Genomic DNA, 19,170 nt, shown 5'->3' on the forward strand with positions numbered 1-19,170 from the left:
CCTCAGCCGCGGGCGACCCGCAGCACCCGGAACCCCTTGTCGGTCGTCGCGCGGCTGACGTCGAGGTCCGGGAAGGACTCCGCGATCCACCGCTGCAACGAGTCGCCGCCGAGCTGCTTCGCCACGACGAGCCACGCCTCCCCGCCGGGCGCGAGCCGGGGGAGCCAGGTCCGCAGCAGCTCGTGCAGCGCGTCCTTGCCGATGCGGATCGGAGGATTGGACCAGATCGTCGCGAACTCCAGCCCGGCGGGAATATCCTGGGGGCATGCGGTCTTGACCTGGACGCCGGCGAGTCGGGCATTCGCGGCGGCGAGCGTGAGGGCGCGCTCGTTCACATCCACCGCCCACACCGAAGCACCAGGAGACCGTCTGCCCATCGCGATCGCGATCGGACCCCAGCCGCAGCCGAGGTCCAGCAGTTCCCCCTCCGACGCCGGAGGCGGGACCGAGGCGAGCAGCACGGCGGTCCCGGTGTCGAGATGTTCCGAGCTGAACACGCCGTCCGCGGTCCTCAGCTCGAACGGCTCACCCTGGAGCACGACCCGGATGACGCGCTCGCGGCGCTCGCTCGCGGGCTGCGCGCTGAAGTAGTGCTCCCCATCCACGACGAAGCATCGAACCACACGCGGAGCATCGGGCACCGCGAAGCAGGAGGCGCATTGCGCGACACCGACACCATCCACACCGCTGACCTCGAGCGCGCGATCGACGCGACGCACGACGACTTCGACGGCGAGCAGTTCGACCTGGAGGAGCGCAACTCGCTCCGTCGGGTGCAGGGGCTCTCGACCGAGCTCCAGGACGTCACCGAGGTCGAGTACCGGCAGCTGCGGCTGGAGCGCGTCGTGCTGATCGGCGTGTACTCGCGCGGCCAGGTCGAGGCCGAGACCAGCCTGGCGGAGCTCGCCGCGCTGGCCGAGACCGCCGGCGCGCAGGTGCTCGACGGCCTGCTGCAGCGCCGGCCGAACCCGGACCCCTCCACCTACCTCGGCTCCGGCAAGGCGGAGGAGCTGCGCGACATCGTCCGCATGGTCGGCGCCGACACCGTCATCGCCGACACCGAGCTCGCGCCGAGCCAGCGGCGTGCCCTCGAGGACGTCGTCAAGGTGAAGGTCATCGACCGCACCGCCGTGATCCTCGACATCTTCAGCCAGCACGCGAAGAGCCGGGAGGGCAAGGCGCAGGTGGAGCTGGCGCAGCTGCAGTACCTGCTCCCGCGGCTGCGCGGCTGGGGCGATTCGATGTCCCGCCAGGCGGGCGGCCAGGTGGGCGGCGCAGGCGCCGGCATGGGCTCGCGCGGACCGGGTGAGACGAAGATCGAGCTCGACCGCCGGCGCATCCACTCCCGGATGGCGAAGCTCCGCCGGGAGATCGCCGACATGGCTCCGTCCCGGGCCGTCAAGCGGCAGAACCGGGTGCGCAACGCGGTGCCGTCGGTCGCGATCGCCGGGTACACGAACGCGGGCAAGTCGAGCCTCCTGAATCGCATCACGCGGGCCGGGGCGCTCGTCGAGAACGCCCTGTTCGCCACCCTGGACACCACGGTGCGGCGTGCGGAGACGGCCGACGGCCGCCCGTACACCCTCGTGGACACGGTGGGCTTCGTGCGCAACCTGCCGCACCAGCTGGTGGAGGCCTTCCGTTCGACGCTCGAGGAGGTCGAGCACGCCGACCTCGTGCTGCACGTCGTCGACGCCTCGCACCCCGACCCGGCCGCGCAGCTCGCGACGGTGCGCCAGGTGATCGCGGAGGTCGGTGCGCGGGAGGTGCCTGAGCAGGTGGTCTTCAACAAGGCCGACCTCGCGGACGAGGCGACCCGGCTCGTGCTGCGCGGGATGGAGCCCACCGCCCTGTTCGTGTCGGCGCGGACCGGGGAGGGCGTCGACCGCCTGCTCGCGACGATCGGCGCGCTGCTGCCGGTGCCGCGGCACGAGGTCACGGTGCTCATCCCGTTCGACGAGGGTGGCCTCGTGTCGCTGCTCCACGAGAAGGGTCGCGTGCTCGCGACCGTCTACGAGGAGACCGGTGCGCGCATCCAGGCGCTCGTCGGCGACGAGGAACGCGCCGTCCTCGAGCCCTACCTGGTCTGAGGCGTCAGAGCAGGCGGCGCGGGTCCGCGGTCCGGTCGGAGCGGTCGGGCCGCGGTCCGTACCCGTCCCGGCGCACGGCCTCGACCGTGCCGAGCACGGCGCCCGCGGCGACGGCGGCGAGGAGCAAGAGGAGGATCACGAAGGCCATGGCAGGGACGCTACGGCCACCGGGATCCTGCCACGAGTGGCAGAACGGACATCGTCCGTCGATTCTCTGCCAGACTGAGCGCATGCTGCGGAAGGTCGCCGTGCTCGCCATGCCTGGCATGGCCGTGTTCGAGTTCGGCGTGTTCTGCGAGGTGTTCGGCATCGATCGCCACGACGACGGCGTCCCCTCGTTCGACTTCCGGGTCGTCGCCGCCGATCCCGGACCGCTCCCGTTCCCGCACGGCATGACGCTCGACGTCCCGAACGGCCTCGACGTCGCTGCGGACGCCGATCTCGTGGCGGTGCCGGCGCTGCCCGTCGGGGACAGGGCCGACCCCCGGGTGCTCGACGCGCTCCGCGCCGCGCACGACCGGGGGGCGTGGGTGCTGAGCGCCTGCTCCGGCGCCTTCGTGCTCGGGCAGGCCGGCCTGCTCGACGGCCGACCGAGCACGACGCACTGGATGCACGCCCGGGCGCTGGCCGAGCGGTTCCCGGCGAGCTCGGTCGACCCGAACCGGCTGTTCGTGCAGGACGGGAAGATCGTCACGGGCGCCGGTACCGCAGCGGGCATCGACGCCGCGCTGCACGTGGTGCGGGAGGAGTTCGGCGCGGCCGCGGCGAACATCATCGCCCGGCGGATGGTCGTGCCTCCGCAGCGCGACGGCGGGCAGGCACAGTACATCGCCGCCCCGGTGCCGGAGCACGTCGATGACGGGTACGCGCCCCTCCTCGACTGGATCGAGGCGCACCTCGCGGACGACCTGCCGGTGGAGATCCTCGCTGCGCGCGCGCACCAGTCGCCGCGCACGTTCGCGCGCCGGTTCAGGCAGGCCACCGGCGCGACACCCGCCGCGTGGGTCGCTCGGCAGCGGCTCCTCGCGGCGCGGTCGCTGCTCGAGTCGACGGACCGCTCCGTGGAGGAGATCGCCCGCGATGTCGGATTCGGTCAAGCGTCGGTGCTCCGGCACCGTTTCGCGACGGAGCTCGGCGTGTCGCCGCAGGCCTACCGGCGCCGCTTCGGGCTGGTCCCCGCCTGAGCGCGGCACCGGTGCTGCTCCACCTGCCGTTCACCCCGCCGCTCGACCCCTCGAACCTCTACGGCCATCTCGCGGCGACCGCCGTGCCCGGGGTGGAGGAGTGGCGGGCCGGCGCCTACCGCGCCGCCGTCCGGCTCGCCCACGGCGCCGCGGTGATCGAGGTGGGGCTGCCCACAGCGCACGGCGTGCCCGCGTCGCTCCGGCTCGCCCACCGGAGCGACGAGGCGGAGGCGCTCGCCCGGGTGCGGATCGCCCTCGACCTCGCGCTCGATCCGCACGCGATGCAGGCGGTGCTCGAAGCGGACCCGGTGCTGACTCCGCTCGTCGTCGCGGCTCCGGGCCGGCGCGCGCCCGGGACGCTCGACCCGGAGGCGATGGTCCTCCGAGCGGTGATCGGCCAGCAGGTCTCCACCGCGGCCGCTCGCACGCACACGGCGCGGCTGGTCGCCGCCTTCGGCGAGCCGCTGGAGGCGCCGGACGGCGGCTTGACCCATCTGTTCCCGACCGCGGAGGCGCTCGCGGCCGAGCCGCACCGCCTCACCGAGGTGCTGCGCATGCCCTCGTCCCGCATCCGGACGGTGCTCGGCGTCGCGTCGGCGCTCGCGGACGGGACGGTCGACCTCGCCTCGCCGCCGGACGAGGTCCGCGCCGCGCTGCTCGCCCTGCCGGGCGTGGGGCCGTGGACGGCCGACACGGTGCTGATGCGCGCGCTCCACGTCGACGCGTTCCTGCCCACCGACCTCGGCGTCGTGCAGGCGGCGCGACGGCTCGGGCTCCCGGACGCGCCCCGCCCGCTCGCCGCCCGGGCGGAGTCGTGGCGCCCATACCGGACGCACGCCGTCCAGTACCTCTGGGCGACCGGGGTGCACGCCGTCAACACGCTGCCGGCCTGAGCGGGGTCAGCCGGGCAGGGTCCCGCGCCAGGTGCGGAGTGCCGTCGCCTGGTCGTCCGGGAGCATCGCGCGCGGGAGTCCGCCGAGGTCGCGCGCGTTCACGAGACCGTCGACGGCGATCCCGCGTGCCTCAGACGTCGCGGGCCCTGGTCAGCAGCAGGGCGGGGATCCACGCCGCGGCGACCCAGCAGACGAGCGCGATCAGGGCGCCCCAGAGCGGGATGGCCGTCGGGTCCGGGCCGGCGTACAGCACCCCGCCCGCGGACGAGAGGAGGTACTCGCCCGCCGTGCGCAGCCAATCCGCCCGGGTCAGCGCGGCGGCGAGGTTCACGATCGTCGGCGCGACGAAGAGGAGCGCGGCCAGGATCGTGATGCCCGCGGCCGACGCCCGGACGAGCGCGCCGAGCCCGACGGCGAACACCGCCACGACGGCGAGGTAGGAGGCCCCGCCGAGCAGCGCGCCCACGGTGTCGCCGTCGAAGGCGACGGTGACGCCCTTCGCGCCGAACAGGCCCGCGACCACCCCGAAGCTGCCGAACGTGACGACCAGCCCGAGCACGAACGACCACAGCCCGACGATCACGCCCTTGCCGACCAGCGCGGGCCACCGTGCCGGTACCGCCGTATAGGAGGAGCGGATCTGGAGGGTCGCGTACTCGCCCCCGATCGACAGCACACCGAGCACGCCGACCACGAGCGCGACGAGGCTGAGGCTGACGGAGGCGCCGACGAGCGGCAGATTCGACGGGCCGCCGCTCGGATCGGGTCGCGCGGCGACCCCGAGCAGCACGGAGACGGCCGCGGTCAGCGCGAGCGACACCGCCGTCGTCCAGAAGGTGCTGCGCACGCTGACGAGCTTCAGCCACTCCGACCGGAGCACGCCCCCGGCGGTGACCCCTCTGGTACCGGCCCGGTCGGTCGTGACGACCGCGCTCATGCCCGGCTCCCTTCGGGAACGGCGGACCCGCTCCGGTACTCGACGTCTTCGGCGGTCATCGCGAGGTAGACCTCCTCCAGCGACGACTCGACGGTCGTCAACTGGTGCAGTGGGATGCCGGCGGCGGCCGCCGCCTCGCCGACCGCGGCGGCGTCGATCCCGGCGACGTCGAACAGGTCGTGCTGCCCGTCCGAGACCGTCGCGCCGTGGGACCGGAGCACGGCGGCGAGCTCGGCGCTCCGCGGGGACGCGACACGCACGCTCGAGCCGCCGCCGGCGATGAGCTGGCCGATCGGCATGTCGGCGAGCACCCTGCCGCGGCCGAGGACGATCACGTGGTCGGCGGTCTGCGCCATCTCGCTCATGAGGTGCGAGGACAGCAGCACGGTCCGGCCCTCGGCGGCGAGCTCCCGGACGAACGTCCTGACCCACCGGACGCCGTCCGGATCGAGCCCGTTGACCGGCTCGTCGAGGATCAGCGTCGCCGGGTCGCCGAGCAGCGCCGCGGCGATGCCGAGCCGCTGCCCCATCCCGAGCGAGAACCCGCCGACGCGTTTGCGGGCCACGTCCCGCAACCCGGCGAGATCGATGACCTCGTCGACCCGTTGGTCCGGGATCCCGTGCGTGGCGGCCAGCGCTCTGAGGTGGTTGCGCGCCGTGCGCCCGCGGTGCGCAGCCTTCGCCTCGAGGAGCACCCCGACCTCGTGCAGCGGTGCCGCGTGGTCGCGGTACGGGCGTCCGTTCACGCGAACGGTCCCCGCGGTCGGCGCGTCGAGTCCGACGATCATCCGCATCGTCGTCGACTTGCCGGCGCCGTTGGGGCCGAGGAACCCGGTCACGACTCCCGGCCGGACGTCGAAATCGATCCCTGCCACCGCCGTCTTCGCGCCGTATCGCTTGACCAGCCCTCTCGCCTCGATCACGGGCGCTCCCTCCGGCGCGACCGGCGCGCGCCTCCGACCACCGTAGAGAGGCCGAGGGATCCGTGCCCAGGATCGCGACGGATCTCATCCGGAGGGATGAACCGAGACCCGGGCGCGTCGTCACACGGCGCGGAGGATCGCGACGACCTTTCCCAGCACGACGGCCTCGTCGCCGAGGATCGGCTCGAAGGCCGAGTTGCGGGGCAGCAGCCAGGTGTGGCCGTCGCGCTGCCGGAACACCTTCACCGTCGCCTCGCCGTCGAGCATCGCGGCGACGATCTCGCCGTTGTCCGCGGTCTGCTGCGATCGGACGACGACCCAGTCGCCGTCGCAGATCGCGGCGTCGATCATCGACTCGCCGACGACCTTCAGCATGAAGAGGTCGCCCTTGCCGACCAGCTGGCGAGGGAGGGGGAACACCTCGTCGACCTGCTGCTCCGCGGTGATCGGGATGCCGGCGGCGATGCGGCCGACGAGCGGCACCATCGCCGCATCGCCCACCGGCACGGCATGGGTGTCGGACTCGGCCGAGGCCGACACGGGGACCGGGATGACGACCTCGAGGGCGCGCGGACGCTTCGGGTCGCGGCGGAGGTAGCCGGAGAGCTCGAGCTGCTTGAGCTGGTGGGTGACGCTCGACAGCGACGCCAGTCCCACCGCGTCGCCGATCTCGCGCATGCTCGGCGGGTAGCCGCGTGACGCGACCGAGCGCTGGATCGCCTCGAGGATCGCGTGCTGCTTCGGCGACAGCGACGTCCGCCGTCGGGATCGCGTCCGGCCGGTGGCCTGCTCGTCCGTCATCGGTCCTCCACGCTCCCGCGTCCCCGCGTGACCCCGCATCCGGGAGTCACACCGATGGTATTCGGACCGCGTGCCGGGTGCAAACACGTGTTCGATCGGACGTCCGGCGATGTCGGACCCCCGATCGAAGATCTGCTTGCACGGATTGAGCGCTCGAAGCTATGTTCGATTCGACGGCGATTGCGGAAGGGGAACGCGATGTTCACGGTGCAGAACGACTGGATCGAGTACGAGGCGGCGGAGCCGGCGGCGGTGCAGCTGCGGCCCGTGCCTGCGCGCCGCGCCGCCGTCCGGGGAGGCGCGGCCTGCGCGCATCGGGTGCCCGTGGTGCGTGCGCCGCGCGTCGCCGGCATGCCGCAGGCCGCCGCCGCCCGGTCCGGGCGCGCCCCGGCGCCGCGTCTGCGGCTCACCCGCCGCGGTCAGGTCGTGCTGGTGGTGCTGCCCGCCCTGCTTGCGCTCTCGGGGGCGCTGCTCGCGGCGGCACCGGGGGTCGCCGAGGCGGCGCCGAGGCAGGCGCCGCGCACCGTCGTGGTCGGCAGCGGTGAGACCCTCTGGCGCATCGCCGAGCGCGTCGCGCCGCAGGCGGATCCGCGCGTCACGGTCGCGGCGATCGAGCGGGTGAACCACCTCGGCGGCGCGGGCGTCGACGCGGGAGCCGTGCTCCTCCTGCCCGCCGGGGACTGACCCGGGAGGGGTCCCCGCGCCGTCTGCGAGAATCGTGGGCGTGACCTCGCTCGCGGACCTCCCGCTGCGCGCCGACCTCGTCGGCAGGACCGCCTACGGCGCCCCGCAGCTGCACGTACCGGTGACGCTGAACGTGAACGAGAACACGCATCCGGTGCCGGAGGCGGTGCGCGTCGACATCCTCGAGCGGGTCGCGATCGCGCTCGACGACGTGAACCGATACCCGGACCGGGAGTTCACGGCACTCCGGGAGGCCCTGACGGACTACCTGGGGCACGGCCTCTCGCCGGCGCAGCTGTGGGCCGCGAACGGCTCGAACGAGGTGCTGCAGCAGGTGTTCCAGGCCTTCGGCGGACCCGGACGGACGCTGCTCACCTTCCCGCCGACGTACTCGATGTACCCGAATTACGCCGTGACCACCGGTACCGCCGTCGCACTCGGGCGGCGGGACGACGACTTCCGCCTCGAACCCGCGACTGTCGTCGCGGAGATCGAGCGCACCCGGCCCGACATCACGGTGCTCTGCGCACCGAACAACCCGACCGGCACCCCGGTCGGTCTGGACACGATCGAGGCCGCGTACGGCGCCACGAGCGGGATCCTGATCGTCGACGAGGCGTACGGCGAGTTCATGCCGAAGGACGCCCCGAGCGCGCTCACGCTGCTGCCCGGCCGCCCACGGCTCGCGGTCTCCCGCACGATGAGCAAGGCGTTCGCGTTCGCCGGCGCGCGACTCGGCTACCTCGCCGCGGATCCCGCCTTCACGGACGCGCTGCGGCTCGTGCGCCTCCCGTACCACCTGTCCGCGCTGACGCAGGCGGCGGCGCTCGGCGCGCTCGCGCACGCGCCGCTCATGCTGCAGATGGTCGACGAGATCCGGACCCAGCGGGACCGCACCGCGGCCGGGCTGGAGGCGCTCGGCTACCGCGTCTGGCCGAGCTGGACGAACTTCCTGCTGTTCGGCGGCGTCGCGGACCCCGCCGCGCTCTGGCAGGGACTGCTCGACGCGGGGGTGCTCATCCGCGACCTCGCGATCCCCGGTGCGCTCAGGGTGAGCGCCGGCACCGCGGCGGAGACCGACGTGTTCCTCGAGGCGATGGGCGCGCTCACCCCGGTGGGTGCCCGATGAGCCGCACCGCGACGAGGTCCAGGTCGACCTCCGAGTCGAGCGTCGAGCTGTCGCTCGACCTCGACGGCACGGGCGCATCGACCATCAGCACGTCGGTGCCGTTCCTCGACCACCTGCTCACCGCCTTCGCGAAGCACTCGCTGACGGACCTCACGGTGACCGCCTCCGGCGACACGGACATCGACGTGCACCACACGGCCGAGGACGTCGGCATCGTGCTGGGCGACGCGATCCGGGAGGCGCTCGGCGACAAGGTCGGCGTCGCCCGCTTCGGCGACGCGACCGTCCCGCTCGACGAAGCGCTGACGCGCGCCGTCGTCGACCTCTCCGGGCGCCCGTACCTCGTCCACGGCGGTGAGCCGGAGGGCTTCGCGCTGCACCTGATCGGCGGCCACTTCACGGGCGCGATGGTGCGGCACGTCTTCGAGGCGATCGTGTTCAACGCCAGGATGACGGCGCACATCGACGTCCTCGCCGGTCGCGACCCGCACCACATCGCGGAGAGCGAGTTCAAGGCCTTCGCGCGCGCCTTCCGTGCCGCGAAGCGCCTCGACCCGCTGGTCGCGGGGGTGCCGTCGACGAAGGGGGCGCTGTGACGGTGCCCGCGTCCGCCGCCGCCCGCGGCGGTCGGCGCCCGCGCGTCACGGTCTTCGACTACGGCAGCGGCAACGTCCACTCCGCCGTCAAGGCGCTCGAGGCGGCAGGCGCCGACGTGCGGCTCACCGCCGATCGCGCCGCGGTGCAGGAGGCGGACGGCCTCTACGTCCCCGGGGTCGGCGCGTTCGCGGCCGTGATGGCCGGGCTGACCGCCGCCCGCGGTCCCGAGCTGATCGAGCGGCGGCTGGCGGGAGGGCGCCCGGTGCTCGGCGTCTGCGTCGGGCTGCAGGTGCTGTTCGAGCGCGGTCTCGAGGGCGGAGAGGCCGTCCCCGGCCTCGGGGAGTGGCCGGGCGACGTCGAGCGGCTCGACGCGCCGGTCCTGCCGCACATGGGCTGGGACCTCGTGCGCCCGGCTGAGGGCTCACGGCTCTTCGCGGGCGTCGAGCACGAGCGGTTCTACTTCGTCCACTCGTACGGCGTCCGCTCCTGGTCGATGCCGCCGGCCGCGCGTCTCGCCGCGCCGCTCGTGACCTGGGGCGAGCACGGCGGCCCCTTCGTCGCGGCCGTCGAGAACGGCCCGCTCGCCGCGACGCAGTTCCACCCCGAGAAGTCCGGCGCGGCCGGTCTGCGGCTTCTCACCAACTGGCTGGAGACCCTGTGAGCCTGCCCGAGAAGTCCATGCTGGAGCGCCCGCTCGTCCTGCTGCCCGCCGTCGACGTCGCCGGCGGCCAGGCGGTGCGGCTCGTGCAGGGGGAGGCGGGCACCGAGACCGGGTACGGGGACCCGATCGCGGCCGCCAGGGACTGGGCCGACCAGGGCGCCTCCTGGATCCACCTCGTCGACCTCGACGCGGCGTTCGGCCGCGGGAGCAACCTCGATGTGATCCGCGCGGTGATCGACCGGGTCGAGGACGTGCGGGTCGAGCTCTCCGGCGGCATCCGGGACGACGCGAGCCTCGAGGCCGCGCTCGCCACCGGGGCGCAGCGGGTGAACCTCGGCACCGCGGCCCTGGAGGACCCGGCGTGGACGGAGCGCGTCATCGCCCTCTACGGCGATCGGATCGCGGTGGGGCTCGACGTGCGCGGCACGACGCTCGCCGCCCGCGGCTGGACCCGGGAGGGCGGCGACCTCTGGGAGGTGCTCGACCGGCTCGAGCGGGCCGAGTGCTCGCGCTACGTCGTCACCGACGTGACCAAGGACGGCACGCTCGCCGGACCGAACCTCGAGCTGCTCGCGCAGGTGCTCGAACGCACCGGGAAGCCGGTGGTCGCCTCCGGCGGCATCGCCAGCCTCGACGACCTGCGCCGGCTGCGCACGCTCACCGATGCGGGCCTGGAGGGCGCGATCGTCGGCAAGGCGCTGTACGCGGGTGCGTTCACGCTCAGCGAGGCGCTCGCCGTCGCGACGCTGTGAGCGACGCCGCCCATCGCGCGGATTCGGCGGGCAGGCCGTTCGCCGGCCGGTCGTTCGAGCCGTCCCCGTGGGGCCACGACGACGGCACCGCGCCCGCGGCGTACGTGGAGGCACTCGCGGCGTTCCACGCCGGTGAGGCCGGGGTCGAGGCGGTCGTCGACGCGCTGCGCGGGGCGCGCCTCCTGGTCCCGCTGCTCGCGGAGGTGGGGGAGCGCGGCGAGACGGCCTCGGGGCACGCCTTCGACAAGACCGCGGAGCTCGCGCTCGTGACGGTGGCCGGGCCGGACGGTCGCCGGGTGCTGCCCGCGTTCTCCTCCGCTGCGGCCATGCAGGCGTGGAACCCGAAGGCGCGGCCCGTGCCCGCTCCGGCCAGGCAGGTCGCGCTCGGCGCGGCGAGCGACGGGACGGAGCTCGTCGTGATCGACGCCGCGACCGACCGCTTCGGCGTCCGACGCAGCGCGCTCGAGGCGCTGGCCCGCGATCTGCCGTGGCGCGCCCCCTGGGGCGATCCGGAGGTCGGGCGGGCGATCAGGGCCGCGGTCGCCGACGAGCCCGCGGTGACGACCGCGCGGGTCGGCGCCGGCGATCCGCGGGCGTCGTTCGACGGCGCCGAGGTCCTCGTCGTGATCGTCCTGCACGAGACCCTGGACCAGCAGCAGGTCGGCGAGCTGATGGCGAGGGTCCAGCGGCGGTGGACCGAGGACCCGGTGGTGCGCGCCAGGGTGGACTCGATGGCCGTACGGCTCGAGGCCGCCTTCTGCTGAACCCCTCGGGGAGCGCTTCAGGCGGTGCGGCCCGGACCCGGCGTGGTGGCCAGGAGGGCCGCCTCGAGGGTCGCGATGGCGGACTCGAGTGCGGGCAGGTCGTCAGGGGCGACCTCGGCGAGGATCGAGGCGACCCCCGCCGCGCGCTCGCGTCGCGCCTGCGCCACCGCCTCCGTGCCCGCCGGCGTCAGCCGGACGAGCTGCGAGCGGCCGTCCGCCGGATCGGCGGACCTGGTCACGAGCCCCCGGTGCTCGAGCTCGGTCACGAGGCGGGTCATCCCGGGTGCCGCGATGCCCTCGATCCGCGCCAGCTCGCCCGGTCGCACCGCGCCGAGCCGGTCGATCGAGGCGAGGGCGGACACCGCCACGTGCGTCAGCGCGTCGGCCGGCGGCCGGAGGCGCCGGTTGAGGCTGCCCGCCACGAACGCCAGGCGCTCGGCGAGGTCGGGCCGCGCGGCCGCGCCCTCCCCGTGGGGAGAGGCGGCCGCGACCTCGGGCGCGTTCACCTGGCCGGCTCCGACTCCGTGTCGGCGTCCTCCGTCTCCGCGCGGTCCGCGTGCTCGGCGTGCGCGACCGCGACATGGTGCGCGAAGGCCTCGTCGGCTTCCGCGAGCACGGCCTCGCCGCGCGCCTGGGCCGGCGTGACGCTGCGGGTGGCGACCGCGGCGCGCTTGCCGCCGGCGAGGGTCGCGATCGCGCCGATCACCGACATGACCGCCGCGGCGATGAACACGATGACCAGACCGTCGTGGAACGGGCCGGCGATCAGGTTCGGGAAGAACTGCTTGCCGGTCAGCGTCGCCGAGTCCGTCGCCGGGATCGCCTTCAGGATGCCGGTCGGCCCGAGCAGCGTCTCGATCGGGTTGTAGCCGAGGAACGCGGCGAACAGGCTCCCGACGGGCGGGATGTTCGCGACCGCGTCGGCGGCCTGCGCGGGCACGTGGTGCGCGGTGAGCCCGGCCCGCATGGCCTGCGGGAGCGAACCGGCGAGCCCGGCGACCATGAGGGAGAAGAAGATGCCGATCGACAGCGAGGAGCCGGCGTTCAGGATCGTGCCCGCCATGCCGGAGGCCGACCCGCGCTGGTTGGGCGGCACGCTGCCCATGATCGTGGCCCGGTTCGGGGCACCGAACATGCCGGACCCGACGCCGTTCAGGAAGGTGATGACCGCGAACACCCAGTACGCGAAGTCGACCGGGATCAGCAGGAGCGCGATGAACGTGGCGGCGCTCAGCAGCAGCCCGGCGGTGGCGAGGCCGCGCGTGCCCCAGCGGTCCGAGAGGATGCCGGACACCGGGCCCGAGATCAGGAAGCCGACGGTGAGGGGCAGGAGGTAGATGCCCGCCCAGAGCGGCGTGTCCGCGTAGGAGTAGCCGTGGAGCGGCAGCCAGATGCCCTGCAGCCAGATGATGAGCATGAACTGCAGGCCGCCGCGGCCGACTGCCGCCAGGATCCCGGCGAGGTTCGCCATCGCGAACGGACGCGACGAGAACAGCCGCAGCTGGAACATCGGCGCCTTGCGACGCAGCTCGACCGCGACGAACACGCCGAGCAGCACGATGCCGCCGATGATCGCGCCGAGCACCCAGGGATTCAGCCAGCCGGTGGCTGCGCCTCCGTAGGGCTGGATGCCGTAGGTGATGCCGGTGAGCAGGGAGGTGAGGCCGAGGAGGAACAGCACGTTGCCCGGGATGTCGAGCGAACCCGGGTTGCGCTGCCCGACCTCGTGCAGCGACTTGAAGGACCAGATCGTGCCGACGATGCCGATCGGCACGGACACGATGAACACGGCCCGCCAGTCGATGACGGCGAGGAGGCCTCCCAGGATCAGCCCGATGAACGAGCCCGCGATCGCGGCGATCTGGTTGATGCCGAGCGCCATGCCGCGGCGGTCCGCGGGGAACGCGTCGGTGAGGATCGCGGTCGAGTTCGCGAACAGCATCGCGGCGCCGATGCCCTGGAACACCCGCCACAGAATCAGCCAGAGCGCGCCGGCGCCCGACATGAAGGGGTCGAGCGACAGCGCGATCGCCCCGATCGTGAAGAGCACGAAGCCCGCGTTGTAGATCTTCACGCGCCCGTACATGTCGCCGAGGCGGCCGAAGCCGACGACGAGCACCGCGGTGACGAGCATGAAGCCCATCAGCATCCAGAGCAGGTAGCTCGTGTTGCCGGAGTCGAGGGCGTTCAGCTTGATGCCGTTGAAGATCGCGGGCAGGGAGATGAGGACGATCGACGAGTTGATCGTCGCCATCAGCATGCCGAGCGTGGTGTTGCTGAGGGCGACCCACTTGTAGTGCGGGTGGTCCTTGTCGAAGAGGGCCCTGCGAGGGGCCTGCGCGGTGGTGCTCAAAGTGGCTCCGGCGGATCGTGATGGGAGCCGGACGCCGTCGGCCGGATCATTGCTTACCAGGAAGCAACCATATGGGACCGCCCCGGATTCCCCCTGGATCGGCGCGGGGCGTCCCCCGCGCCTCAGCGGATCGTGATCCCGAGCGCCTCGGCGAGCAGCGGGGCGAAGCGGGGGAGCTGCGCCTCGGACAGGATCGCGCCGGAGAGCGCCGCGGCGTGATCGATCCGGTCGAGCTCCGCGCCACGCAGGTCGAGGTGCTCGATCCGGGCCCCGTTGACGGCGAGCTCGCGCACGCGGCACGACTCGACCGCGGTCCGGCGCACCGTCGCCCCGCGCAGATCGAGGTCGCCGATGGTGCAGTCGGTGAACCGGACGTCCTCGAGCTCGGCGTCGGACAGGCCGAGGTAGTCGATGCGGCAGCCGATGAACTCGACGCGGCTCAGCGTCGCCTCGAACCACTCCGCGGCGCCGATGCGGCAGCCCTCGACGCGGACGTCGCGCAGCACCACCCGCGCGGCGCGCAGCGACGTCGCGGTCACGCCGTCGAGCACGCTGTCGACGATCCGGACACCGTCGAGGCGCGCGTCGTCGAGGACCACGCCCTCCAGCAGGCACTCGTCGAACACGGCCCCGCTCAACTGGGCCCCGGCCCCATCGAGGCCGGCGAGGCGCAGCCCGTCGAACCGGCCGCGGTCGTCGAGCGCGGCCCCCTCCTCGAGCTCCGGCAGCACGACCGCGGTGAGTCGCGGGGTCGTCGCATCGCGCTTCGCCACGCGCTCCACGCTAGGGCGTTCCCGCTCGGATCGAGTAGCGGAGGAGGACCCAGCCCTCCTCGAGGACCTGCTCCTCCTCGAGGGCGAGTCGATGCGCGACGCCGTCGGGGATCGCCCTGGGACCCTCGCCGACCATCGCCGGCACGAGCAGCAGGATCAGCTCGTCGACAAGGCCTGCGCGCATCGCCTGGGCCGCGAGGTCGGCGCCGCCGACGGTGAGGTCGGAGGACGCCTCCGTCTTCAGCCGGCGCACCGCCTCCGGATCGAAGTCGTGCTCGAGCCGGGTCCGCGCGGTGTCGACCGATGTCAGCGTCCGGGAGTGGACGATCTTGTCCGCCTGCCGCCAGATGACGCCGTAGTCGCCCGGGACGGAGCCGTCGTCCGGGGTCGTCTCCCAGAACCGCATCGTCTCCCAGAGTCGCCGGCCGTAGAGGTAGGTGCCGACGCCGCGCTCGCGCTCGTTGACGAGGGCGTGCACGGACTCGGGCGGGGCGGCCCACCGGAAGTCGCCCGCGGCGTCCGCGATCCGCAGGTCGAGCGAGCAGATGAAGAACGCCGTGAGCCGCGCCATGCGCCCACCGTCCACCCCGTCGTCTGCACGGTCAAGGCGTAAGATCGTTGACATGTCTACGAAGCGGATCGGCTTCCTCTCCTTCGGCCACTGGGGGCCGGCGCGCGGGTCGAGCACGCCCACCGCGCGCGACACCCTGCTGCAGACGATCGAGCTGGCGGTCGCGGCGGAGGAGATCGGCATCGACAACGCGTCGATCCGCGTGCACCACTTCGCCCCGCAGCTCTCCGCGCCCTTCCCGCTGCTGGCCGCGATGGCGGCGCGCACGAGCCGGATCGAGCTCGGTACGGGCGTGATCGACATGCGGTACGAGAATCCCCTGTACATGGCCGAGGAGGCCGGGGTCGCGGATCAGATCTCGGGTGGGCGCCTGCAGCTCGGCGTGAGCCGCGGCTCACCCGAGCCGGCGTTGAACGGGGCGCACGCCTTCGGGTTCGTGCCGCCGGAGGGGCTCACGGACGCGGACCTCGCGCGCCACAAGCTCGAGCTCTTCCTGGCGGCGATCCAGGGAGCGGGTGTCGTGGCCTCCGATCCCCGGATGACCGGTGTCTCGCAGGGGCTCGCCGTGCAGCCGCAGTCGCCCGGTCTCGCCCGACGGATCTGGTGGGGGAGCGGGACCCGTGCGACCGCGCGGTGGGTCGCCGAGCAGGGGCTGAACCTGCAGTCGTCCACCCTGCTCACCGAGGACACCGGGGTGCCCTTCGACGAGCTGCAGGCCGAGCAGATCCAGGTGTACCGCGACGCCTGGAGGGAGGCGGGGCACGACTGGGAGCCGCGCGTCTCCGTCAGCCGCAGCGTCATGCCCATCACCACCGACGTCGACCGGCTGTACTTCGGCGGGGAGCGGGACTCCGAGGATCAGGTCGGGTACCTCGACGGCGGCAACGCGCGCTTCGGCAGGACCTACGCGGGCGAGCCCGACGTGCTGGCGGAGGAGCTGGCGGGCGACGCCGCGGTGCAGGCGGCGGACACGCTGCTGCTCACCGTCCCCAACCAGCTGGGTGTCGAGTACAACGCGCGCCTCCTGGAGACGGTCGCGAAGCACATCGCCCCGGCGATCGGCTGGGTCCCCCCGGCCGAGCGGACCCTGGCCGAGGTCTGACCCGCCCGTTCGATTCGAAGGGGTTCCTGACGGCCCGAAGCCCGCAGGAACCCCTTCTATTCGCACGACGATCGCTCAGGTGACGGGGCCGGTCCACTTCTCGCCCGGGCCGAGCCCGATGGGGTCCGGCACCGTCGACGCCTCGCGGAAGGCGAGCTGCAGCGTGCGCAGCCCGTCCCGCAGGGGGCGGGCGTGGGAGTCGCTGATCTCCGGAGCCGCCGCGGTGATCAGCCCGGCGAGCGCGGTGATGAGCTTCCGCGCCTCGTCGAGGTCCTTCTGGGCGGCGGGGTCGTCCGCGAGCCCGCACTTCACCGCGGCGGCGCTCATCAGGTGGACCGCGGCCGCCCCGATCACCTCGACGGCAGGGACGTCCGCGATGTCGCGCGTCGCGTCGGCGAGCTCGTCGAGGGAGTCCGCGGCCTCGGACTCCCCTGGGGCGTCGTCGGGGGAGTATCGGTAGTCGGTCACGGGCCCATTCTTCCCGGGCCCGCCCGGTCGCGCGCCCCTCTGGTACGATGCTGCGGTTCCGGGTCTCGACCCGGTGTGCGAAGTGGAGCGATCCCACCTCCCGCCCGCCTTCACCGAAGGGCGACGAGGTCGAAGCACCTCCCTCCGGTATCGGAGCGACGGGGTGCGATGAGTGGCGGCGAACCGGGCGACCGGGGCGTGCGTCGCGGAATCCTTCTGCCCGACCGCCGGTTGAACCCAGGGGCGCCGCACCCGCGTGCGCCCCACGACCGACTGTTTGGAGCAACGCATCAGCGATCCCCGTACCAACGACAAGATCCGTGTCCCGGAGGTCCGACTCGTCGGTCCCGCCGGCGAGCAGGTCGGCGTCGTCCCGATCGAGACCGCCCTTCGGCTGGCCAGGGAGGCGGACCTCGACCTCGTCGAGGTGGCGCCGAACTCCCGTCCTCCCGTCGTCAAGATCATGGACTACGGGAAGTTCAAGTACGAGAACGCGCAGAAGGCCAAGGAGGCGCGTCGCAACCAGGCGAACACCGTCCTCAAGGAGGTGCGGTTCCGTCTGAAGATCGACGACCACGACTACGAGACCAAGCGCAAGCGTGCCGAGGGCTTCCTCAAGGCCGGCGACAAGGTGAAGGCGATGATCCTGTTCCGCGGCCGCGAGCAGTCCCGCCCCGACCAGGGCGTGCGCCTGCTGGCCCGGTTCGCGGAGGACATCCGCGAATTCGGGAACGTGGAGTCGAGCCCGACGATCGACGGTCGCAACATGGTCATGGTGATCGGCCCCGTGAAGAGCAAGGTCGACGCGAAGGCGGAGCAGAACGCGCGCCGCGCGGCAGCCCGGAACCAGAACACCCCCGCACCCACCGGTGCGGGTGACGCCCCGACATCCCAGGAGCAGTGATGCCGAAGCAGAAGACGCACTCCGGTGCCAAGAAGCGGTTCAAGATCACCGGCAGCGGCAAGGTCATGAAGGCCCAGGCGGGCAAGCGCCACAACCTCGAGAACAAGTCGAGCCGCTTCACCCGTCGCATCACGGGCGACTCCGAGGTGGCCGCGCCGCAGGCCAAGCAGATCAAGAAGATGCTCGGCCGCTAGGCCCGCAGGAACCAGGAGACAGACATGGCCAGGGTCAAGCGCGCCGTCAATGCGCAGAAGAAGCGTCGGGTCATCCTCGAGCGCGCAGAGGGATACCGCGGTCAGCGGTCGCGCCTCTACCGCAAGGCGAAGGAGCAGGTCACCCACTCCCTCGTCTACGCGTACCGCGACCGCCGCCAGAAGAAGGGCGACTTCCGTCGCCTCTGGATCCAGCGGATCAACGCCGCGTCCCGTGCGAACGGGCTCACCTACAACCGGTTCATCCAGGGTCTGAACCTGGCCGGTGTCGAGGTCGACCGTCGCATCCTCGCGGACCTCGCGGTCAACGAGCCCGCGACGTTCGCGGGCCTCGTGGCGACGGCGAAGGCGGCCCTCCCGGCCGACACCTCCGCTCCGGCCGCCACGGCCTGACGCGCAGCAGCACCTCGGACGAGCCCGGCCGATCGGCCGGGCTCGTCCCGTTTTTCCCCACCGCCACCGCGCCAAGAGCACGTCGGCAGGCCTGAGCGCCTTCGGCAGGCTGCCGGGCCGCCGCCCGGCCTGTCGAAGCGGGATCGGCCTGCCGAGGTGCTGACCGCACCGGAACCGGAGATGCACATGATCGAGTCCACGAAGAACCCGACGGTCAAGCGGGTGGCGCGCCTGAAGCAGCGCCCGGAGCGCGAGGAGACCGGTCTCGCGCTGATGGAGGGCCCGCAGGTCGTCCGGGAGCTGCTCGCGCACGCCGCCGCGACCGTCGAGGAGTTGTACTGCACCTCCGACGGGTTCGACCGGCACCCCGAGCTCGCGCAGGCGGCGCACGCCGCGGGCATCGAGGTGGAGTTCGTCACCGACGCGGTGCTGGCCGCGATGGCGGACACGCGGACGCCGCAGGGCGTGCTCGCGGTGGCGCACCAGACGCCCGTGCGGCTGCGGGAGGCGTTCGTCGAGGGGACGCGCCTCGCGGTCGTGCTCGACGAGGTCCGCGACCCCGGTAACGCCGGCACCGTCATCCGGGCCGCGGACGCGGCGGGCGCGGACGTCGTGATCCTCACGGGCACCTCCGTCGACCCGTACAACCCGAAGGTGGTGCGCGCGACGACCGGTTCGCTGTTCCACCTCAGGGTCGTGACCGGCGTGACGATCGAGGCGGCGCTCGCCGAGGCGCGCGCCGCCGGGCTCGCGGTGCTCGCGGCCGACATGCACGGCGAGCCGCTGCCCGGGACCGACCTCTCCGGTCCGACGGCGTGGGTGTTCGGCAACGAGGCGCACGGCCTCTCCGACACGGCCCGCGGCCTCGCCGACCGCACGGTCGCCGTCCCGATCTACGGCGCGGCCGAGTCGCTGAACCTCGGCACCGCCGCCGCGGTCTGCCTCTACGCCTCCGCTTTCGCCCACCGCGCCTGAAGGG

The 19,170-nt window shown here is 73.1% G+C and carries 24 protein-coding genes; 14 read left to right on the plus strand and 10 right to left on the minus strand.

Annotation, left to right across the window (positions count from 1 at the left end):
* Positions 1-2: 2 nt before the first annotated feature.
* Complete coding sequence (locus ACTHLI_RS15085) at positions 3-605, minus strand: class I SAM-dependent methyltransferase (protein ID WP_440185410.1); 603 nt, start codon at positions 603-605, stop codon at positions 3-5.
* Between ACTHLI_RS15085 and hflX the strand changes: the two genes are divergently transcribed.
* The gene (gene hflX, locus ACTHLI_RS15090) at positions 591-2,090 is read left to right on the plus strand and encodes a GTPase HflX (protein ID WP_440185412.1); all 1,500 of its coding nucleotides are present in this window, start codon (positions 591-593) and stop codon (positions 2,088-2,090) included. The two genes, ACTHLI_RS15085 and hflX, sit on opposite strands and share 15 nt — an antisense overlap.
* Positions 2,091-2,094: 4 nt before the next feature.
* On the opposite strand, the gene ACTHLI_RS15095 is transcribed toward hflX, so the two are convergent.
* Complete coding sequence (locus tag ACTHLI_RS15095) at positions 2,095-2,238, minus strand: hypothetical protein (RefSeq protein ID WP_440185414.1); 144 nt, start codon at positions 2,236-2,238, stop codon at positions 2,095-2,097.
* Between the two features lie 82 nt (positions 2,239-2,320).
* On the opposite strand from ACTHLI_RS15095, the gene ACTHLI_RS15100 reads away from it, so the two are divergent.
* Entirely contained in the window at positions 2,321-3,274 is a 954-nt protein-coding gene (locus ACTHLI_RS15100) for a GlxA family transcriptional regulator (protein WP_440185416.1), read from the plus strand.
* An 11-nt stretch (positions 3,275-3,285) separates the two neighbouring features.
* Positions 3,286-4,167 carry a DNA-3-methyladenine glycosylase family protein gene (locus ACTHLI_RS15105; RefSeq protein ID WP_440185418.1) on the plus strand — a complete coding sequence of 294 codons (882 nt, stop codon included), beginning with the start codon at positions 3,286-3,288 and terminating at the stop codon, positions 4,165-4,167.
* A 130-nt stretch (positions 4,168-4,297) separates the two neighbouring features.
* Here ACTHLI_RS15105 and ACTHLI_RS15110 read toward each other — a convergent pair whose 3' ends face one another.
* From ACTHLI_RS15110 to lexA, 3 genes are all read right to left on the minus strand, one after another.
* Entirely contained in the window at positions 4,298-5,104 is an 807-nt protein-coding gene (locus ACTHLI_RS15110) for a hypothetical protein (RefSeq protein WP_440185420.1), read from the minus strand.
* The gene (locus ACTHLI_RS15115; RefSeq protein ID WP_440185422.1) at positions 5,101-6,027 is read right to left on the minus strand and encodes an ABC transporter ATP-binding protein; all 927 of its coding nucleotides are present in this window, start codon (positions 6,025-6,027) and stop codon (positions 5,101-5,103) included. Before ACTHLI_RS15115 ends, ACTHLI_RS15110 begins: the two co-directional genes overlap by 4 nt.
* Positions 6,028-6,147: 120 nt before the next feature.
* Positions 6,148-6,828 carry a transcriptional repressor LexA gene (gene lexA / locus ACTHLI_RS15120; protein WP_440185424.1) on the minus strand — a complete coding sequence of 227 codons (681 nt, stop codon included), beginning with the start codon at positions 6,826-6,828 and terminating at the stop codon, positions 6,148-6,150.
* 198 nt (positions 6,829-7,026) lie between these two features.
* Here lexA and ACTHLI_RS15125 point away from each other — a divergent pair, with 198 nt between their 5' ends.
* From ACTHLI_RS15125 to ACTHLI_RS15150, 6 genes are read left to right on the plus strand one after another with little or no spacing between them, the layout of a single operon-like run.
* Positions 7,027-7,512: a LysM peptidoglycan-binding domain-containing protein gene (locus tag ACTHLI_RS15125; protein WP_440185426.1), complete on the plus strand. Its 486-nt coding sequence runs from the start codon at positions 7,027-7,029 to the stop codon at positions 7,510-7,512.
* 40 nt (positions 7,513-7,552) lie between these two features.
* Positions 7,553-8,641, plus strand: a complete 1,089-nt coding sequence (locus tag ACTHLI_RS15130) for a histidinol-phosphate transaminase (protein ID WP_440185428.1) — start codon at positions 7,553-7,555, stop codon at positions 8,639-8,641.
* On the plus strand, positions 8,638-9,237 hold the full coding sequence (hisB, locus tag ACTHLI_RS15135; RefSeq protein WP_440185430.1) for an imidazoleglycerol-phosphate dehydratase HisB: 600 nt from the start codon (positions 8,638-8,640) through the stop codon (positions 9,235-9,237). The genes ACTHLI_RS15130 and hisB overlap by 4 nt, the downstream gene beginning before the upstream one ends.
* A complete protein-coding gene (gene hisH / locus ACTHLI_RS15140) occupies positions 9,234-9,899 on the plus strand; it encodes an imidazole glycerol phosphate synthase subunit HisH (protein ID WP_440185432.1) in 666 nt (221 codons plus the stop codon). The genes hisB and hisH overlap by 4 nt, the downstream gene beginning before the upstream one ends.
* A 17-nt stretch (positions 9,900-9,916) precedes the next feature.
* Entirely contained in the window at positions 9,917-10,651 is a 735-nt protein-coding gene (gene priA / locus ACTHLI_RS15145) for a bifunctional 1-(5-phosphoribosyl)-5-((5-phosphoribosylamino)methylideneamino)imidazole-4-carboxamide isomerase/phosphoribosylanthranilate isomerase PriA (RefSeq protein ID WP_440185504.1), read from the plus strand.
* Positions 10,648-11,415: an SseB family protein gene (locus ACTHLI_RS15150; protein WP_440185434.1), complete on the plus strand. Its 768-nt coding sequence runs from the start codon at positions 10,648-10,650 to the stop codon at positions 11,413-11,415. Before priA ends, ACTHLI_RS15150 begins: the two co-directional genes overlap by 4 nt.
* A gap of 17 nt (positions 11,416-11,432) precedes the next feature.
* On the opposite strand, the gene ACTHLI_RS15155 is transcribed toward ACTHLI_RS15150, so the two are convergent.
* The 4 genes from ACTHLI_RS15155 to ACTHLI_RS15170 form a co-directional block, all read right to left on the minus strand.
* The gene (locus ACTHLI_RS15155) at positions 11,433-11,921 is read right to left on the minus strand and encodes a MarR family winged helix-turn-helix transcriptional regulator (protein ID WP_440185436.1); all 489 of its coding nucleotides are present in this window, start codon (positions 11,919-11,921) and stop codon (positions 11,433-11,435) included.
* The gene (locus ACTHLI_RS15160; RefSeq protein ID WP_440185438.1) at positions 11,918-13,768 is read right to left on the minus strand and encodes an MFS transporter; all 1,851 of its coding nucleotides are present in this window, start codon (positions 13,766-13,768) and stop codon (positions 11,918-11,920) included. Before ACTHLI_RS15160 ends, ACTHLI_RS15155 begins: the two co-directional genes overlap by 4 nt.
* 122 nt (positions 13,769-13,890) lie before the next feature.
* A complete protein-coding gene (locus ACTHLI_RS15165) occupies positions 13,891-14,541 on the minus strand; it encodes a pentapeptide repeat-containing protein (RefSeq protein WP_440185440.1) in 651 nt (216 codons plus the stop codon).
* A 10-nt stretch (positions 14,542-14,551) separates the two neighbouring features.
* Complete coding sequence (locus tag ACTHLI_RS15170) at positions 14,552-15,112, minus strand: dihydrofolate reductase family protein (RefSeq protein WP_440185442.1); 561 nt, start codon at positions 15,110-15,112, stop codon at positions 14,552-14,554.
* 52 nt (positions 15,113-15,164) lie between these two features.
* Here ACTHLI_RS15170 and ACTHLI_RS15175 point away from each other — a divergent pair, with 52 nt between their 5' ends.
* The gene (locus ACTHLI_RS15175) at positions 15,165-16,214 is read left to right on the plus strand and encodes an LLM class flavin-dependent oxidoreductase (RefSeq protein WP_440185444.1); all 1,050 of its coding nucleotides are present in this window, start codon (positions 15,165-15,167) and stop codon (positions 16,212-16,214) included.
* Between the two features lie 75 nt (positions 16,215-16,289).
* On the opposite strand, the gene ACTHLI_RS15180 is transcribed toward ACTHLI_RS15175, so the two are convergent.
* A complete protein-coding gene (locus ACTHLI_RS15180) occupies positions 16,290-16,682 on the minus strand; it encodes a DUF1844 domain-containing protein (RefSeq protein ID WP_440185446.1) in 393 nt (130 codons plus the stop codon).
* Between the two features lie 277 nt (positions 16,683-16,959).
* Here ACTHLI_RS15180 and infC point away from each other — a divergent pair, with 277 nt between their 5' ends.
* The 4 genes from infC (at position 16,960) to ACTHLI_RS15200 (ending at position 19,166) form a co-directional block, all read left to right on the plus strand.
* Positions 16,960-17,586, plus strand: a complete 627-nt coding sequence (infC, locus tag ACTHLI_RS15185) for a translation initiation factor IF-3 (RefSeq protein WP_440185448.1) — start codon at positions 16,960-16,962, stop codon at positions 17,584-17,586.
* Positions 17,586-17,780, plus strand: coding sequence for a 50S ribosomal protein L35 (gene rpmI, locus ACTHLI_RS15190; protein ID WP_440185450.1), 195 nt, complete (start codon positions 17,586-17,588; stop codon positions 17,778-17,780). Before infC ends, rpmI begins: the two co-directional genes overlap by 1 nt.
* A 24-nt stretch (positions 17,781-17,804) precedes the next feature.
* Complete coding sequence (gene rplT, locus ACTHLI_RS15195; RefSeq protein ID WP_440185452.1) at positions 17,805-18,191, plus strand: 50S ribosomal protein L20; 387 nt, start codon at positions 17,805-17,807, stop codon at positions 18,189-18,191.
* Between the two features lie 186 nt (positions 18,192-18,377).
* Entirely contained in the window at positions 18,378-19,166 is a 789-nt protein-coding gene (locus ACTHLI_RS15200; RefSeq protein WP_440185454.1) for a TrmH family RNA methyltransferase, read from the plus strand.
* The last annotated feature ends 4 nt before the right edge of the window (positions 19,167-19,170 follow it).

It is taken from the genome of Amnibacterium sp., assembly GCF_051956055.1.
GTDB lineage: Bacteria > Actinomycetota > Actinomycetes > Actinomycetales > Microbacteriaceae > Amnibacterium.

Excerpts from the sequence above, each read along its gene's own strand:
- ACTHLI_RS15170 (WP_440185442.1), bottom strand. The coding sequence starts at position 15,112 with ATGGCGCGGCTCACGGCGTTCTTCATCTGCTCGCTCGACCTGCGGATC.
- lexA (WP_440185424.1), bottom strand. The coding sequence starts at position 6,828 with ATGACGGACGAGCAGGCCACCGGCCGGACGCGATCCCGACGGCGGACG.
- ACTHLI_RS15095 (WP_440185414.1), bottom strand. The coding sequence starts at position 2,238 with ATGGCCTTCGTGATCCTCCTCTTGCTCCTCGCCGCCGTCGCCGCGGGC.
- ACTHLI_RS15200 (WP_440185454.1), top strand. The coding sequence starts at position 18,378 with ATGATCGAGTCCACGAAGAACCCGACGGTCAAGCGGGTGGCGCGCCTG.
- ACTHLI_RS15175 (WP_440185444.1), top strand. The coding sequence starts at position 15,165 with ATGTCTACGAAGCGGATCGGCTTCCTCTCCTTCGGCCACTGGGGGCCG.
- rpmI (WP_440185450.1), top strand. The coding sequence starts at position 17,586 with ATGCCGAAGCAGAAGACGCACTCCGGTGCCAAGAAGCGGTTCAAGATC.
- priA (WP_440185504.1), top strand. The coding sequence starts at position 9,917 with ATGCTGGAGCGCCCGCTCGTCCTGCTGCCCGCCGTCGACGTCGCCGGC.
- ACTHLI_RS15125 (WP_440185426.1), top strand. The coding sequence starts at position 7,027 with ATGTTCACGGTGCAGAACGACTGGATCGAGTACGAGGCGGCGGAGCCG.
- ACTHLI_RS15110 (WP_440185420.1), bottom strand. The coding sequence starts at position 5,104 with ATGAGCGCGGTCGTCACGACCGACCGGGCCGGTACCAGAGGGGTCACC.
- hisB (WP_440185430.1), top strand. The coding sequence starts at position 8,638 with ATGAGCCGCACCGCGACGAGGTCCAGGTCGACCTCCGAGTCGAGCGTC.
- rplT (WP_440185452.1), top strand. The coding sequence starts at position 17,805 with ATGGCCAGGGTCAAGCGCGCCGTCAATGCGCAGAAGAAGCGTCGGGTC.
- ACTHLI_RS15100 (WP_440185416.1), top strand. The coding sequence starts at position 2,321 with ATGCTGCGGAAGGTCGCCGTGCTCGCCATGCCTGGCATGGCCGTGTTC.